This is a genomic window from Marinoscillum sp. HNIBRBA16962, assembly GCF_057801515.1.
On the sequence record NZ_CM173603.1, the window covers coordinates 3,404,931 to 3,421,549 of the forward strand.

The 16,619-nt window shown below is 44.6% G+C and carries 12 protein-coding genes; 1 reads left to right on the top strand and 11 read right to left on the bottom strand.

Annotated features, from left to right (window positions below; all coding sequences use genetic code 11):
* Positions 1 to 9: 9 nt before the first annotated feature.
* The 8 genes from AC3E9V_RS14135 to AC3E9V_RS14170 form a co-directional block, all read right to left on the bottom strand.
* Complete coding sequence (locus AC3E9V_RS14135; protein ID WP_488748776.1) at positions 10 to 942, bottom strand: glycoside hydrolase family 43 protein; 933 nt, start codon at positions 940 to 942, stop codon at positions 10 to 12.
* A gap of 2 nt (positions 943 to 944) precedes the next feature.
* Complete coding sequence (locus tag AC3E9V_RS14140) at positions 945 to 2,363, bottom strand: glycoside hydrolase family 140 protein (RefSeq protein ID WP_488748777.1); 1,419 nt, start codon at positions 2,361 to 2,363, stop codon at positions 945 to 947.
* Between the two features lie 2 nt (positions 2,364 to 2,365).
* Positions 2,366 to 3,907 carry a sodium:solute symporter family protein gene (locus tag AC3E9V_RS14145; protein WP_488748778.1) on the bottom strand — a complete coding sequence of 514 codons (1,542 nt, stop codon included), beginning with the start codon at positions 3,905 to 3,907 and terminating at the stop codon, positions 2,366 to 2,368.
* Positions 3,908 to 3,927: 20 nt separating this feature from the next.
* Positions 3,928 to 5,100, bottom strand: a complete 1,173-nt coding sequence (locus AC3E9V_RS14150) for a four-carbon acid sugar kinase family protein (protein ID WP_488748779.1) — start codon at positions 5,098 to 5,100, stop codon at positions 3,928 to 3,930.
* Complete coding sequence (gene pdxA, locus AC3E9V_RS14155) at positions 5,097 to 6,125, bottom strand: 4-hydroxythreonine-4-phosphate dehydrogenase PdxA (protein WP_488748780.1); 1,029 nt, start codon at positions 6,123 to 6,125, stop codon at positions 5,097 to 5,099. The genes AC3E9V_RS14150 and pdxA overlap by 4 nt, the downstream gene beginning before the upstream one ends.
* Positions 6,126 to 6,137: 12 nt before the next feature.
* The gene (locus AC3E9V_RS14160; protein WP_488748781.1) at positions 6,138 to 7,043 is read right to left on the bottom strand and encodes a dihydrodipicolinate synthase family protein; all 906 of its coding nucleotides are present in this window, start codon (positions 7,041 to 7,043) and stop codon (positions 6,138 to 6,140) included.
* A gap of 116 nt (positions 7,044 to 7,159) precedes the next feature.
* Positions 7,160 to 8,305 (bottom strand): iron-containing alcohol dehydrogenase, encoded by a 1,146-nt coding sequence (locus tag AC3E9V_RS14165; protein ID WP_488748782.1) that lies wholly within the window; start codon positions 8,303 to 8,305, stop codon positions 7,160 to 7,162.
* Position 8,306: 1 nt separating this feature from the next.
* Positions 8,307 to 11,417 carry a DUF6298 domain-containing protein gene (locus AC3E9V_RS14170; protein WP_488748783.1) on the bottom strand — a complete coding sequence of 1,037 codons (3,111 nt, stop codon included), beginning with the start codon at positions 11,415 to 11,417 and terminating at the stop codon, positions 8,307 to 8,309.
* A gap of 163 nt (positions 11,418 to 11,580) precedes the next feature.
* Here AC3E9V_RS14170 and AC3E9V_RS14175 point away from each other — a divergent pair, with 163 nt between their 5' ends.
* Positions 11,581 to 11,706, top strand: a complete 126-nt coding sequence (locus tag AC3E9V_RS14175; RefSeq protein ID WP_488748784.1) for a hypothetical protein — start codon at positions 11,581 to 11,583, stop codon at positions 11,704 to 11,706.
* Positions 11,707 to 11,737: 31 nt separating this feature from the next.
* Here AC3E9V_RS14175 and AC3E9V_RS14180 read toward each other — a convergent pair whose 3' ends face one another.
* From AC3E9V_RS14180 to AC3E9V_RS14190, 3 genes are all read right to left on the bottom strand, one after another.
* Positions 11,738 to 13,438, bottom strand: a complete 1,701-nt coding sequence (locus tag AC3E9V_RS14180; protein WP_488748785.1) for a pectate lyase family protein — start codon at positions 13,436 to 13,438, stop codon at positions 11,738 to 11,740.
* Positions 13,439 to 13,512: 74 nt separating this feature from the next.
* Positions 13,513 to 14,961: a pectinesterase family protein gene (locus tag AC3E9V_RS14185; protein ID WP_488748786.1), complete on the bottom strand. Its 1,449-nt coding sequence runs from the start codon at positions 14,959 to 14,961 to the stop codon at positions 13,513 to 13,515.
* Positions 14,961 to 16,613 (bottom strand): T9SS type A sorting domain-containing protein, encoded by a 1,653-nt coding sequence (locus AC3E9V_RS14190; protein WP_488748787.1) that lies wholly within the window; start codon positions 16,611 to 16,613, stop codon positions 14,961 to 14,963. Before AC3E9V_RS14190 ends, AC3E9V_RS14185 begins: the two co-directional genes overlap by 1 nt.
* Between the last annotated feature and the right edge of the window lie 6 nt (positions 16,614 to 16,619).

Consider the following 16,619-nt stretch of genomic DNA (forward strand, 5'->3'; position numbering starts at 1 on the left):
AATCGCATATCAATCATCAAGTTTTTCCTCTCCTGCAGCTTCCAGTAAACCATTTACCAGGCTTTTCTTTGCTTTAAAAATGGTTCCATGCTTATGCCCCTCAGGTATGTCAATCTGATCAGTAATGGATTCAAATTCTTTGAAATCAGTGGTTCGAGCCGCACCATATCTTTTATTTTGATAATCATCGTAGTAGATCACATAATCTTCACCCGGTTTCACAACGGTTGGTCCCTCAGTCAGAAACCCGGTAAAAGGCTCCGAGATATTTTCCCAGGGACCCAGGGGGCTACCGGAAAAAGCCACCTTAAGGTTTCTTTCCGGACGGGTATTATCTTTTAAAACCAGTACATAATCATCTTCATTCCTCCGCACAATTACCGCATCGATCACACTAAAGCCCGGATCCAGAAAAAGCTTTGTTTCAGTAAACGTTTGAAAATCTTTCGTTGTGGTGTAATACATCCGGTGATTATTCTTTTCATCCTCCTGACCTTTCTCAAACTTATATGGAATGGTAGAGGCCCAAAGAATAATAAACCGGTCCGCATCCTGATCATAATACAGTTCAGGAGCCCATACATTCACGGTAGTGGTATCAAAATCCATTACCGGGATCATTCGTTGCTCAGACCAGTTTTTCAAATCTTTAGTAGAGGCATAACCAAAACCAGGGTCTCCCCGCCAGCTGGTTGTCCATACCATATGATAGGTGCCATCCGTCCCCTGTACCATCGAAGGGTCCCGCATGACTTGCTGCTTGCCTACTTTAGGCTCCAGAAAGATGTGCTCAATCCTTTTCCAGTGATATCCGTCATTACTATATAAATAATAAAGTCCCTCGGTAGCAGGCTCTTTGAATGAAGTAAACAGGTAATACTCCTCTTGAGCAGAACACGCTCCCAATAGGAATACTATTGCTATAGCTAAGAATAATCGCATTATTACTTTGGTTCAGCTTTTAATACCAGTACCCAGTCATTTCCTTCTTTGTGCTTTCCCGGAGGATCAAATGACTGTGTACCCTGATTATCAATCTCCCCCACGCCAGAATAAGTCCCATTTCGTGGGTTATACCACTGAACATTTACTTTGTCACCGGCAAATTTTCCCATGTTAACAGTAATCTCCCTCCCGGTGAACGTATAGATCATCGCATAGGTATCTCCACGGGTAGCTACCTGATATTCGTACTGCTCACCCTGATTAGCGATAAGACTTTGATCGGGTATTCGTTCAAAATATGGATAGGACAACATCAGGTTTTTCAGGTGTTTCATCTGCTGCGCACCCGGATGGTCCAGAGCTTCCTGCCAATACGATTTAGCCCCGAATGCCTTATTATCCCCATCCTCTTCGCCGTAAAACTGCATGACACTATTGTGACCGTAGGTAAATCCTGCTCCACCGGCAAAAACAGACCAATAAGCATATCGCCGAATGTCTTGCGCTTCCCAGTAAGGTAAGTTAGGGTCGTGTAAGCCATAAGGAATTTCTTCATAAGATGGCTCTCCATCCAGCGTAGGCTTTACCGGCTTCATATTATACTCAAGCTGCACATACTTCCAGTTGTCCGGTCCAAACCGGTGAGAGTCGCTCGCCGTATCCTGATCATAAGTTCTGTGTCCTGATTGAAACATATTGAAATCCAGCCAGGGAGCGTTGTGAAACCACTCTGAAGACATGCGGCGTCCCCTTGGATGAAATGTGATCAAATGGTCCTGATCCAGGTTATCCAACGTATGGCCTATCGCCTGCCATACAGGTTCATGGCGATCGCCTACAACATCACCACCATTGAGCCAGATGATATTGGGTTTGGGTCCAAATCTCTTAGCCAGAAACTCAGCATAGGCAGTGCCTTGTTTTACGCTAACCTCATCATTACTTACTGGTGTGCCCCATACAGGTACCAACGCCATGTAGATCCCTAACTCCAGGGCAATATCTATCCCATACTCCACATGATCCCAGTAGTCATATTGGGATGAGTCGTTTGGGTCATTCCCTTCAGTGATGTTTGGCCTGGAAGCATCACTATCGATTAATGCGGCATCTCCCTGAAAGTTGGTTACTCCGGATTCATGGAGAAGCATCACCTGAATCACATTAAACCCTTTATCTTTTCGATCCGTCAAATACTGCCTGAGCTCATCACGATTGAGTTTTTTGAACATAAGCCACCCGGTGTCACCCAGCCAAAAAAATGGCTCTCCATTCTCGTATTCAAAAAAACGACCATTTTGGCTGATTTGAATAGGCTTCCATTCTGACTCTCGGTTAGCAACATTGCATGTCAACATACCTAATGATAAGAAACTGACCAGAAGCCAGTTGATATTGAGCATAGACTTTGCTTTCACTGTTATCTTCCGTTTTTCCAACTTCTATATGTCAATCCTTCAATGTTATCCGGCTTACTGAAGAAAAGGCTGGAGATATACCCTACGCCAAACACCACCAGGTGGCTGTATACACCAAGCATGTATTTGTGATGGGTAAAGTTCCAGTCTCCCAGATCAAGTATCAACCGCTCACCATCTGAAAAAGGAAATGATGTGGATGTAAGAACCGCATAAGCAGTGAATAAAATCCCTGCAATGATTCCAATATAAGTACCAGACCTATTAGCACGGCTGCTAAAAATACCCAGCAGAAAAAGACCGGCGATACCCCCGGAAAATATGGCATAGAACTTAAAAATAATGCCTAATACTCCTTCTCCCCCTATATTAACATAGTATAGCGCCACGATGATCGATGCGATCCCCGCTATAGCCACCACAACCTTACTGATCAACAGCTGTTTTTTGGGTTCTGTATTTGGGCGAAATCTCATGTAGTAATCTTCCATAAAAATAGCCGACAAACAATTGAGGTCTGAGTCAAGACTGGAAATAGCTGCAGCCAGTAAACCGGCCAGAACCAACCCTACGACTCCTACTGGCAGTTCAGTCATGATGAAGTGAGGAAATACCGCGTCAGGCCGAATATCTGCAGGAAGAGAACCACCACCGATCTGATAAAAGGCAAACAGAGCTGTTCCGATAAACATAAAAAGCGCCCAGACGGGTACAGTCAAAAATACCCCGATCAAAGAAGCTTTGACAGCATCTTTATCAGATTTGGCCGTCAGATACCGTTGTACCACGGTCTGATCGGTACCATATTTCTGAATTGCATAAAAGACACCATTGATCGCTATAACGAAAAAGGTCAGACTTGTCCAGTCAAATGTATAGGGACCAAACCCGGTTCGATTATTTTCACCAGCTACTTCGAGTATTGCTGATAAGCCTCCGGCAGTATTACTGATAATGAGACCCAAAGTAATTATCCCCCCTGCAATTAGCACAAAGCCCTGTATCACATCCATCCAGATAACAGCTTCTATTCCCCCGATCAGGGTAATAATTATGATCATAATTCCCAGGATCCAGATCATTTCCACTGTGCCGATACCAACCATTTTAGAAAATGCCAGGGCAATGAGAAAAAACACGGTACCCATTTTGGAGAAATGGGCCAGAAAAAAGGCTAAAGAAGCGTATAACCTGGCACCAAAACCAAAACGCCGCTCAAAATATTCATAAGCGCTTATTCCGATCACTTTCCGGTATAAAGGCACCACAAACCAAATAAAGAAGATCAGCGTAATGGGCACCATTAGCCCCTGAACAAGTAGGATCCAGTTAGAGGAATAACCGCTACCCGGATAAGCCAGAAAAGTGACACTACTTATAAGGGTGGCCAGGATAGACATACCCACTGCCCAGGCAGGGATCTTTCCACTTCCTTTAAAATATTTTGTAGTATCTGTCTGTCTTTTTGCAAACCTAAAGCTGATATATATTGGAATGATCAGAGAGATGGCAATGATCACTAAGTCTACAGGGTGGATTGTCACAGCGAAAGCAGTTTTAAGATTTATTTAAACAAAGAAACCTTTCTGGGCACCAGAATATCTTCCGGCCATTTGTAGCTGCCTGGTTTCGTGGTGATATAAAAATTTCTGTTTCCAATTACTTCCATCCGGATCACTCCGGTTTCATACTCATGAACAGGTTTAAGTTTTCGGATCTTTAAAAGCTCTAGTACAATAGCTGCCGTATCTCCTCCTTCTATCAGCAGCTCATCCATCTCACAGCGAGCAGTTACTCTCCAAACGAGCTCTCCCAGAATTTGACATAGCCTCTCCGAGAGTCCTTCTTCTTTACTACCGGAATGCCGCATGGTGATATACACATTTTTTTCTTCAAATGCAGAAACGATATCGTCTGCCCAGCTCTCGATCAAACCCCGATCAAAATTTTTGTTCCGGTAGATCTCCTCCGGCATGTTCGAAAAATAGACTCCCTGGGATTCCAGCTTTTGCATAAAGTCTGCTGGTTTGGGAAACTTGGTCCCCTCTACAAAAATGTTTCTGTTACCAAAAGGAAAAGCAGCCTTCCCGGGAACAATAGCAAAATCCATAAAGCTCAGCAATGCATCAAAAAAGCCCGAAGCACCTGCGTAAAGAACCGGTTCTTTCGTAGGGGTCTTTGCCCAGGCTTCCTGATCTTCTTTACTGGTAACATCACCAGCGATTATTCCGGTATCAGGCCATGATTCTCCTGGTTTCAGGTTGACCACTTCGGATTTGCCATCGGGATTTAATATTTCAAGAACCGAGGATGAGTTGATCGGGAAGTGCACATCATCAGCAAAACCTGTTTTATTCAGGGGTACACCATCTATAAAATACTCACCATCACTGATGGTTCTGCCCAGATTGGGATTTCCAGCGATCAATAGCGTTTGCTTCAGATTAAAAACCTCCATCTGAGCCTTTATTTCGCTAAGGATATGCCCCCGCATGGCAGAGTCTATTTTCTTAAAAATGAAATCCGGTTTCAGGGTTTTAAGCTCATTTGAAATTTCTCTGATCTTGGCAATGGCATCCTGCTCCGGCATGGCTCTCGTATGAGCAACCACCACAAGCAGGTCAGCAGACTGGAGTTCCTGACTCCTGGTCTGTACCACTACTCTTAATCCATGTCTTATTCCAATACCACCAATTTCGGCAGCTCCGGTGAAGTCATCGGCTATTACAACTATCATTTCGGTATAAGTTTATTAGCATATTCAATCGCATGAACCAAAGCATCGGAACTGGCAATACCTTTACCAGCTATTTCAAAGGCCGTACCGTGGTCCACTGAGGTTCTGATAATGGGAAGCCCCAAGGTAATATTTACTCCTTTTACACTTTTCATTTTCCCTGACTTCTGGTCCCAATTAAAACCAATGACCTTAAAAGGGATATGCCCCTGGTCATGATACATTGCAACACATCCATCATACTTACCTCCATACGCCATTGCAAATAGCGTATCCGGAGGAATGGGGCCATCCACAGTAACTCCTTCATTTTGTGCCTGAAGTATAGCTGGTAGAATTTCTTCGTTATCCTCTGACCCAAACAATCCTCCGTCACTGGCATGAGGATTTAATCCCGCCACACCAATTCTGGGGTTTTCGATCTTCAGATTTTTTAATCCACTGTCAATCAAGTGAATTACTTCTAAAACACGGTCTTTTTTCACTAAATCACAAGCCTGCCGAAGAGAAACATGGGTAGAAACATGAATTACTTTAAAATTATCTTCAACAAGTAACATTGCATACTTCTTAGTACCGGTATAGTGCGCATAGATCTCTGTGTGCCCGGCAAATTTATGGCCTGCCTGATTAATGGATTCCTTATGAATTGGTCCTGTCACGGTGGCATGTACCTGTTTATGCATCGCCAGGTCAATGGCTGTAATCACAGACCGAAATGCCAGGTCGCCAGCACTCGCCGAAACCTCCCCATACCTGATTTCATCCACCCCGTCACCACCTATATCATACACGTTCATCACGCCATGCTCAAAAGTTGCCTCACTCACCTTGCTGATAGCCCTGATGGTGGTGGCTGAACCAACCAACTGTACAGCTTTTTGCATGATTTGCGGATGACCGATAACCACCGGATGACACTTGTCATACACATCATCACCTGCAAATAACTTTGCTGCTATTTCTGGCCCAATTCCCGCAGGATCACCCATTGTTACCGCCAATATTGGTTTTCTGTCACTCAACTCCGCTCTCATTTAGTCTGACAAACTTTCCATCATATTGCGAATTTGAGCTTTTAGAGAAACTTGTTCATCCTGTACTGTCTCGTATAAAGGCGGCATGGTATAAACCTCACATAAGCCAAATTCAGCCATAAGCACTTTCAGGGCTGGCAGTGAGGTATTTAATTTCCTTCCCTTTTGGTAAATCTGTGAAAGCTTGTCCGTTTCTTCCTGAAGTTTGTAAGCTTCCTGCTCATTTCCCAAAACCGCCTCGTCATATAGCATTTTATAAAGTTCGGGCACAAAATTAGCTGTACTGGGAACTATGCCATCAGCCCCTGCCAACAACGAATAAGCAGATTGGCCGGCCCAACCCAGATAAAATGCAAAGTCTTCCCGGTCCTTCCATAGCTGAATGGACTGATCAATGCGTTTTACATCACGTTCAGAATCTTTCATCCCGATGATGTTAGGATGATGACTTAGTTTCTCTGCTATGTCCAATGGAATACTCTCCCCCACCATGGCCGGCATATTATACAAAACAATGGGCGCTTCTACGTCATCTGCCAGTTTCTCAAAAAAGCGAAGCATCTCTTCAGGTGAAATGGGATAGTAAAAAGGTAAAGTAGCTACAAGGACATCTGCACCCAACTGCACGAAATCCTTACCCATTTGTATGGATTCAAAAAGACTTGTACTGGAAATGCCTGCAAAAGTCTTAATCCGTCCATTCACACATTTTACAGCACTTTTAACAAGCTCCAACTTCATAGACATAGTCAGAGAAGGAGCTTCGCCCGTAGTTCCTAAAACAAACGGCGCACAATTATTTTCAACAAACGACTCAATAATCTTCCCTACAGACGTGGTGTCAATAGAATGATCCTCCTTAAGTGGAGAAACCATGGGCACTATAACTCCTTCAAATAGTTTCATTTCCTCTAACCTGCTTTACTCCTGTGATATTGGTTCGGCCCGAAGCTTCCATCGGCGGCCATATTTTAAATATTCTCAAATGTATATCTTACTCAGTGCGGCCTGGATTATCCGGACTAAAAAGCACTTTCATATATTGCAATGGCATTTTCCAGTTTTACTTCTCGCACGTTATTTTTTAATAATCGCTGGATGAGCAAGGCATCTTCAGCCATCTCAGTCACAGAATTGTTAGGTATATTCAAGTCCGACAAACTGGACGGCATACCGCAATCCTTGATGAATTTACGAATTAACTCAATACCCTGAAAGCCTGTCTCATAGTCATTACTCAACTTCTTCCCACCCATAGCTATTGCTATCTCTGCGTACCTATCCGCTGCATTTTCTAAATTAAATTCCAACACAAATGGCAAAAGTAACGCATTACTCAGGCCATGAGCAATTTTATACTTTGTACCTAATGGATAGGCTAAAGCATGAACTGCCGCGGTATTCACAGGACCCAGGCACATCCCTCCATAGTACGCTCCAAGCGCCACATTTTCGCGAGCTTCAATATCTGTCCCATCAACTATTGTTCTTCCCAGGTTTTGGCTGATCAGTCTGATGCCTTCTAGTGCGTAGGTATCAATTACCGGATGCGAAAACTTATTAGCATAAGCTTCAATGCAATGAGTCAGCGCATCCAGGCCTGTAAAAGCTGTTACATTGGGCGGCAAACTTGTAATAAGTAATGGATCAATGTACACTTCATCTGGCATGAGCACCGCATCAATGATTCCCTTTTTTGCATTATCGGCATCATCGATCAAAATCGCATTTGGAGATGATTCGCTTCCTGCACCTGATGTGGTCGGTACGCAGATCAAAGGAATGGACCGCTTTTTGATCTGACCATTACCTACAAATGAGGCTACAGGAGATTCCTTATCAACTAAAGCTGCTACCAGTTTTGCCAGATCAAGAACACTTCCTCCCCCTACTCCTACAACGAGATCTATACTTTGCTTCATTGCTCTTTTCAAAATCTCATCAAAATCCATAAAGGAAGGCTCACCTCCATTTGTAAGGTTGCAAATGACTTCCGTTCCTTTCTTTCCCAGCTTTGAAAAAGAAGGTAAAGCCAGATCAGATACATGTGGGTCAACCAAAAGGAACACACTGCGCAGGCTACGCTCCCCTAACTCATCGATAAGGTCATCCAAACTTCCCTCTCCTATAACTAATTTACCCGGTTGATTTATTGAAATATTACGCATGTTACTTCTTGTTAATCCATAAAACTTCCGAAGGGATTTTATTCACAGGAATTACCAGGTTCCCTCCGGACACGTTTTCTTCTACAGTTCTACCCGTTTCGGCATCTATCCACACCAGATTAAATGTGCCTGGGTATCCTGTGAGATCTACATTTACAGGCTTATCACGATTTATGTAGATCACTCTCTCTCCCGTCTGCCTATTGAGAATGCAGTATTCCCCCTCCTCAGCAGATACAGGACTATACATCCTGGTACACTCAAAGAATCGTTCAGCTTCAACCTCAGGCACATTCATTAGTGATCCTCCAGCCATAAAAACTGCCCATCCAAATGCAGACGATCTATTAGTGTTATAAATAACTGCCTTATCAGGATACTGCTGCCTATACTCGCGTACTGCCTGAAAAGTGCCTTCGAAAGTCTCTTTTGGTGTTTTTGTCAATCTGGCATGCTGACGAGGCGCCAGATTCCGGCCGCCTTCAGGGGCGTAAAGCTCCATATACTCCTGTTTATTCTCGCCGTACCACCAGTACCGGACATCTATGACATCAATCAAACGTGACCTTTCAGCATCACGGAGAATGGCATCCTGTACATCTTTAGTTGTACTCAAAGCGATGAGTGGGTCATTGCCGGTTTCATCCTGCCACTGACTAATAACATCCAGCCAAAACTCAACGAAAGAAAACGGGCCGGTATACTCAGCACTTATAAACTGAATGACATTGGTATTTTCTGAGAAATTATCCAGGCACTTTCGAATGTACGCTTCATGCAATGCCCGATACTCAGGTTCGGTCACATCGTAAAACTGCTCTGCCATGAAAATGCGTTTATCCCCGGCATAGTTTACTGGTTCCGGAAATGGAGTTTCATTGATGTTATTAGCTGTTCTCCACGGGAAGTCAGCATAGTGAGCTCCGGCTTCCAGGATGTTATGCTGAAAATAATTCTGGTGATAAAGTACTACTCCGCGTTTATCCGCAAGCGTTGCGAAATCTCCTAATCGACTCCAGTACCAATGATTATACTTCGTGAGGTCGTATTTGCTTAAGCCATCCCAGGCCAGTCCTTTCCCGGAGCGTGCAAACGGCAATTCGTAAAACGGAGCCCACACTTCTCCGTTCATTCTTCTTATCCGCTCATGGTCATCCCGTCTGCGGTCATACCACAGCCCATAGTTGTGATCGAGAACACTGACGTTGTCAGCCTTCAGGTTAGCAATGGTTTCGTCCGGATCATCGGTATGCCCTTTCCCCACTCTCCCGGGTACATATCGGGTAATATGGGCACTTGCTTTATTTGCATCATAATCCCGAACATTTCCCCGCCACCACATTACTGTTTGGCAATTACCGGTTGCCAGCTGATCACCAAAGGTTAGTTTTCCATCCTGAAGCATCAAAGGATCCATAACCTCACCGGACTGATCATCCTGTACACTATGCTTTATTTTATCTACCGATTTAGCATTTGGATAACTGATCGATATTGGTGTCCTTTCACCTGCTTTGTCGATCCAGTTTTTCAATTGAACTGCGGGCTTCTCAGCTTCCATTACATACTGCTTTGCCTCCTCCAGTGTAGGACTGCTTGATGCCTCCATTGTAATTGGTAAAAGATAAGCCTGGTCTAAAGCTTCTTCGCCAAGCCTGTCAGCAAGCTGCCCATAAAACAAACTCCTTGGTTTCAGAAAACCATTAGCTTCAAACCAGTCTCCATCCCCTGAAAACTGAGACCAAACTGCGTAAGCCCAATTCATGGCTGTAGGAGGAGCAGGACAATCGATCATAGCAGCTGAGCATTGCCAGAACATACTATTTGCAGCTGTCCATCCGGCTCCCTGAGCTGCCATACCGCGATTACCAAAACGCAGGGCCTGACCATCTATATTGACAATATCAAAGAGTAAGCCTGAAGCCCAGCTATCGATAGCGCCACTGAAACTATAGGGTAGGTAACTTTTGCATTCCACAAATGCATTTGGGCCTGCAGCCATGAACCCTGCTGCAAAATCATGGTACCCGTATTCTGCATAAAGTCGCTGAAAAAGACACTGTTGTCCTTCCGTATAAAAGGTGTACCTACGCTGTCCTCCGATTTCCGATACCGGGTTTAAGGATTTGCAATCTTCTACCGTAACCCTGCTGCCCGTATTCCAAATAGCCACCGCTGAGCCGGCAAAGTGCTCAAAAGTGACCTGGCGGACCCAGCCGTCCCGGATACTTTCCATGGTGATCGCCATCCACCGGTGTTGCTCGTCTTTCGGGTTTTCATTGTCATAAGAAGAAACCAGCCGAATATTTTCAACCCCTACATTTGTGATCCTTCCGGGCCACGATACTTTCTCTATTTTTCCACCACCATAGCGCTGATCCAGAGAGGTGGTAATGGGCGCGTCAAGGGTAATCAGATCTCCACTGATAGCTACAATGGTCCGGTTCCAGGTGATATCACGCTCTCCCGGCTTCCATCCAATATAACTGGTCTCACCTCCGAAATCATGCATTTGTATCGCTGTGATCCATTCATTGGTGCTGGGCCTTGTTATGAGCACCTCATCTCCCACCTTATATGCTTTGGGATCACTTACTCTGATTTGCCCAGAACCAACCGGCACGTATTCATCAGTGATCTGAGTAGTACCAGAAACCTGCATATCATCCTCACCGAAAATGCGAATAAGTGTTGTTCGGCTCATTCCTTCCCCCACTAAAACGGTACCTTCTCCTGACATTCCGCTACCTCTCAATACAACCCCCGAAGCAGCTATTTCCAATCCGCCGGATAGTGTGAATGTGCCGGGCTCCAGTAAAACAGCCCCTCTGAATCCTGCTTCATTTAGAGGCAGCGAACTTACATAATCAATAGCCTTTTGAATTCTGCCCGTCTGATCACCGGCAAGGTGCGAAACCACCACTTTGACAGGAACGTCAGGTATAGGTTCATTAGAGGACTTATACCCCGCTAATGAAAAGTCAGGTAATCGATTACCAAGGGAATCCTCAGAATAAACCAGCCGTCCATTATTTAGAGAAACAGCAGGAAATCCTTTTTTCTGGCTTAGAACATGGATAAAAGATATGGCAAAACAGAAAATAAGAGCCACTCTCAAGGGAGATAACTTCCATCCCTCCTTGGGGGGAGACACCCCCCTTACCCCCCTCAAGGGGGGATTCGGTTTATGTAGCCTATTTAATCTCACTTTTGGTAAAAGTCATTTAAATTCGTTGTAAGCGTGAAACTTTAATCGTACAGTTTGCTTTGAATTAATGATGAAAACATTTAGTATTCCCGAACAACTTGAACTGGCCATTGAACTTGCAGAAGCAGGCGTAGATGCTGAAACCATAAGTAAACTCTCACGCCTTGAAAAAGAAGTTTTTGAAACTTTTTGAATATCACTCTGCTTGTTCATTCAACCTATTACTAATTAACCAAAGTATCTTTATTATTCGCCAGATCTGTCCAATCGATCTTCGTCTTCGGGTCAATATTGTAGATGTACATTTCAATATTAGTGTACCCATCACCATTCAGATCACCAGTAGCATCAGTGGCATCATTCGGGTCTAATCCTACTTTCTTTTCATAGTCGTCAGGCATACCATCACTGTCGCTATCTTTGTAAGGCTTTCCTTTATACTCCGGGTAACCTCCCACCTGTGCTATGTCCGTGATGATCCCCATTTTGTATGAATCCTTTGGAAGCCGCCGGTACTTGAATTGATAAAAATCATCGGGATCCAATCCTTTGACGTATCCTACTTCGCCTGTCTTTACCTGCTTTACAATTCGCTGGTCTACCTGATCCCTTACCGGAAGTGTTGCTCCGGCATTTTCCAGGACGAAGTTGTACGCTTCCTGTGCAGGAACAATATTCACCGGAGCCATTGGGAATGGTTTGTGCCAACGAATTTCCTCCTTGTATTTACCCGCATCTTCAAGTAACACTTCCTGATATGGGTTTTCAGGATCAGGCGTCCCTTCCACCTGGACTCCACCAGCCCAATTGTCCTGGGTGACCTTCTCATTCCCTTCCATGATATTACCATTCACAAAGGCACGGCCAAAGACTTTATGCCCCAGATCACTCCTGCCAGACTCGGGTTTCAGGAACCTATGGCCCACCGGATCGTCCGTAGGCGTTACCGGACCAGGTTTAAAGTAATTATTGATGATGTTAAACTTAGCCGTATAATCCCCGCCATCCACAGACCGGTGCTTCCAGTTATACACTACATTATTAGTGAAATTGAAGATGCCATTCCAGCCAATAGATGGATTTCGGCCGGTATTATTGGCCCAAAGATTTCTGTGGAAGGAGCAGTTTTCGCCCCCAAGCGTACTGCCAAATGAATGGTTATAAGTATCCAGAGCTTCCGCAAAAATGCTGTTTTGTATGGTTATATTGACCGTAGGCAGTTTGAGACGTTTACCGGTTCCATCATTCCACATGTGCCGGTACATCGACATATTTTCATCGAGCCCCCAGCTGGCAGATACATGATCAATCATAATATTTCCAACAGGGTGACCACCAATGGCATCATCTCTTCGACCTACAAACGTTTCGCCCCTTCTAAACTTCATATGCCGAATAACCACATCGTGGGTATTGATCCATACTGATTCTCCGGCCACACAAACCCCATCTCCCGGAGCGGTATTACCAGCTATAGTGATGTATGGAGCATCTATGATCAATGGCTTTTCCAGTTTGATAATCCCTGCCACATTAAACACTACGATACGTGCTCCTCCTTGCAAACATGCTTCCCTCAATGTGCCGGGTCCGCTATCTTCCAGACTGGTAACCACGATTACCCGGCCACCACGGCCACCAAAAGAATACATGCCCCCACCCTGAGCACCGGGAAATGCCGGAATATCAGCTTGTGGAAGATCTGTAGGACGTGCGGCCCATGGTATATACGGCTTACCCTCCTTGGCTTCTTTCTCAATTACAGGAAGCGCTTTTTTCCAGGCTTCAGCGGCTTCTTCTTCTGCCAACCTAATAAGTTCCTGTCCTTTCTTTTTGTCTTCTTCAGAAACATCCGGGTACTGAGCAAATGCTCCCAGACTGAAGAAGAATATGATTATTGGTAATAATGACTTTCGATTTCTCATTTATTCCTCAACGTTTATTTTATTGATAAATCCTCTTCAAATTTGAGGCGTGAATCCTTCTAAAGTATCATGTACTATAAGGCTATCTTGCGGATCATAACTTCTCCTGACTGTTTTTGTATCCTGATCAGGTAGAGGCCTTGTTTTAAATAATCCAGGCTCATCCGTTCTGCATTTAATTTTCTTTTCAACAGGATGCCTTGAAGGCTGTAAACCTCCAAGTCTATTCTTTCAGTCGCCTCTATTATGCCGTTGTAATACCTGAAGCCAAATTCTCCTTCGACCGAAAGGACAATCAGACCTGCCACAGTTACACTTTCGGATAACATACCGATACCTCCGAAGGAATTGATAGCTGCTACCTGGTATGAATCTCCATTTACGGCAGTCGTATCAGTAAAAGAGGTGGACCCGGAGAAAGCAAAAACCTGCTCATTCTTAAGAATAGCATACCCCAAAGCGCCAGTCACAGCACTCCATGTCAATTTAAACTCCTGCATGTTTTCCGTATCCTGAGTTACTCCTGTGGGTTTCTCCAATGATGAAGTCACACTTAAAGGGTCCCAGCCATTCAGGAAGTAATCCAGATTGTAATAGTTTTCAGCCTGGTTGTTTGTAAGCTGAGTGCTCCAGCTCACTCTTCCGGAAACATCCACCGGATTGCCTTCCGGATCCATACTGTTATACTCCCCAAAAAAGCCGGTCAGGTGATTGTCATTGTCCCAATCAGACCACCCCTCAGGACGGATATGATCGCCAAGGGTGCAGCTTATGTACACCGAAGAAGCATTTGGCTGCCAGGGCCGCCCCAGGTAGTAGGAGTTATTGCCTACTCCCCCGGCAGCTGTAATCTGGCTGTTTAAGAATAGTAATCCGTGGTAAAAATCTCCTCCATCGACTTGCGTAATAAGCTTGGTATCAGCCGGTGCGGTAATATACTGGCCGCCATTCAGACAATGGATCTGACAGTTATCCATTACCGTGGTGGCCTCCCCAAAAATGAAGTCTGTTGCACCTTCTATATAGCAATTCACCAGGTACTGCATACCTTGCCGCGCATAATAAGTGTCCTGAAAACCCAGGAACCGACAGCTTTTGAAAACCTGCTGACTTCCGGTAGTGCTTACCGCTACAGCCTGACCTACATCGCCAGCAGTATTTTCAAAAGTGATATTTTCAGCGTAGAAATAATCGCCACTCACCTCAAATGTATAGGAGTTGCTTGTGGTGTGGCCGTCTGAATCCCCACTGTAATCATCCCAGCTCACTATCACCTCGTCAGCACCAGCACCTACCAGGCTAACATTATCCTTAAATATGGAAATCTTTTCAGTGTAGTTTCCCGGTTTAACATAAAACAGAAATCTCCCTGAACTATTGGACCGCTGACGGTCCACCGCATCCTGTATTGAAGTATAATTGCCACTGCCATCAGCGGCAATTACTGCATCAAAAACCTGAGCCCAAGCTCCTGAGATATTTAAAAGGAGGTAAAAAACATAAAATAAAACAGGGCGCCGCATCACTTTATTCTGGTCTTACGTTTCACCATCTGTCCATTCACAAATCTTACCTGCAGCACATAAATTCCCGGTTGGATGTTGGTCAGGTCAACAAAGCTTTCTGACAGTGCCGCCTCATCTAAAGAGCTGATTTTCTTACCAGCCAGATCGCGAACAACCACAGACTCTATTTCTGTGGGGCTGCTGAAGTGAATTAGCCCCGAGCTGGGATTGGGAAATAGCCTGAACCTTTCTGGTTCTCCTCCCAAAATAACAGGTTCCACGCCTGTAATACCATCAATTCCATTTAGGTATATTTCCAGGTTAGAATATCCGCTCTCAGTAATTGTTTTACCATCTTCCGGATCATTTGGGTCCAATCCGTTTTCTAATTCATAGGCATCGGGCATGCCATCCACATCAGAGTCAGGTAATGCACCAAGCGTATCGTATTCCGGCCAGCCGCCAACTTCAGATTGCGAGTCAATTCTTCCAGTGCCCTGGACTTCAACTGTACCATTTACTTCACCCACTATTCTTTCGTCAACATCATCTCTTACAGGTAGAGTGGCACCCGCACTTTCCAGTACCAAATCCCTTGCTTCAACAGCACTTTGGGTAGTGACCGGTGATACCTCATACTCAACTTCTGATCGAATATTGTCGGCTGAGCCAATTTCTGAAATTATACCTACGCCTAGCCAATTATCCTCATTCATGCCTCCGGTAATACCTTCCATATAATTTCCACTGAAGTACCAGCCTGCATATCCGGTCGCAGGTACATTCTCCCTTTTATAGGAAGGCCTGGCGAACAACAGGTTGGAGGATGTCATTTTTCCTGGTTTATAGTAATTATTGATGAAGTTTGTCTCACATCTACCTTCTTCAATAGCCTCCTCTCCACCATAAATGGCACCTTCAGACCCCCAATTAAATATTACATTGTTTCGAACATCCAACAAGGCAATTGTATCATTGGATTGACTACCGTTAATCCGCGGCGATCTGCTGTTGTTATGAGCCAAAAGGTTGTGGTGATAAGAGGCATATTGACCTCCCCACTGAGCAGCATACCCCCTGGCGCCTTTTTTATGGATGGACTCGTATAATCCCTCACTCAATATACACCACTGAACAGTTGTATATTTATTATCGTAAAACCCCATAACCTCTTCAATGGCCCAACTCATTGAACAATGATCAATAATGATATTTTTTGAGTTTTCAAACCTCAACGCCGAAGCCTCAGCACCTCCCGTATCTCCGGGCCTGAACCTCATATACCTTATTATTACATTTTCACTTCCACCCAGGTTCACCGTGTGATTTTTAATGCAAATGCCCTCTCCTGGGGCGGTCTGTCCGGCAATGGTCATGTTAGACCTGCTTGCCCGTAGTTCACCTGAGAGCTCAATAATCCCGGAAACTCTGAACACAATGGTAATGGGATCAGTGCCTGGTGTTTCCAGAGCGGCACGGAAACTTCCTGGTTCCGTAGCGCCAAATCTGTTTTTATCCAGCAAATTAACTACCTCTATCACCTTTCCGCCACGGCCTCCCGTGGCATGTTTACCATACCCTTCTGCTCCCGGAAATGCAATGGTCTGTGCATTAAGATTCATAAAATACAAAGCGGAGATTCCTATTGACAGAAGTAATTTTTTAAACATGGATCT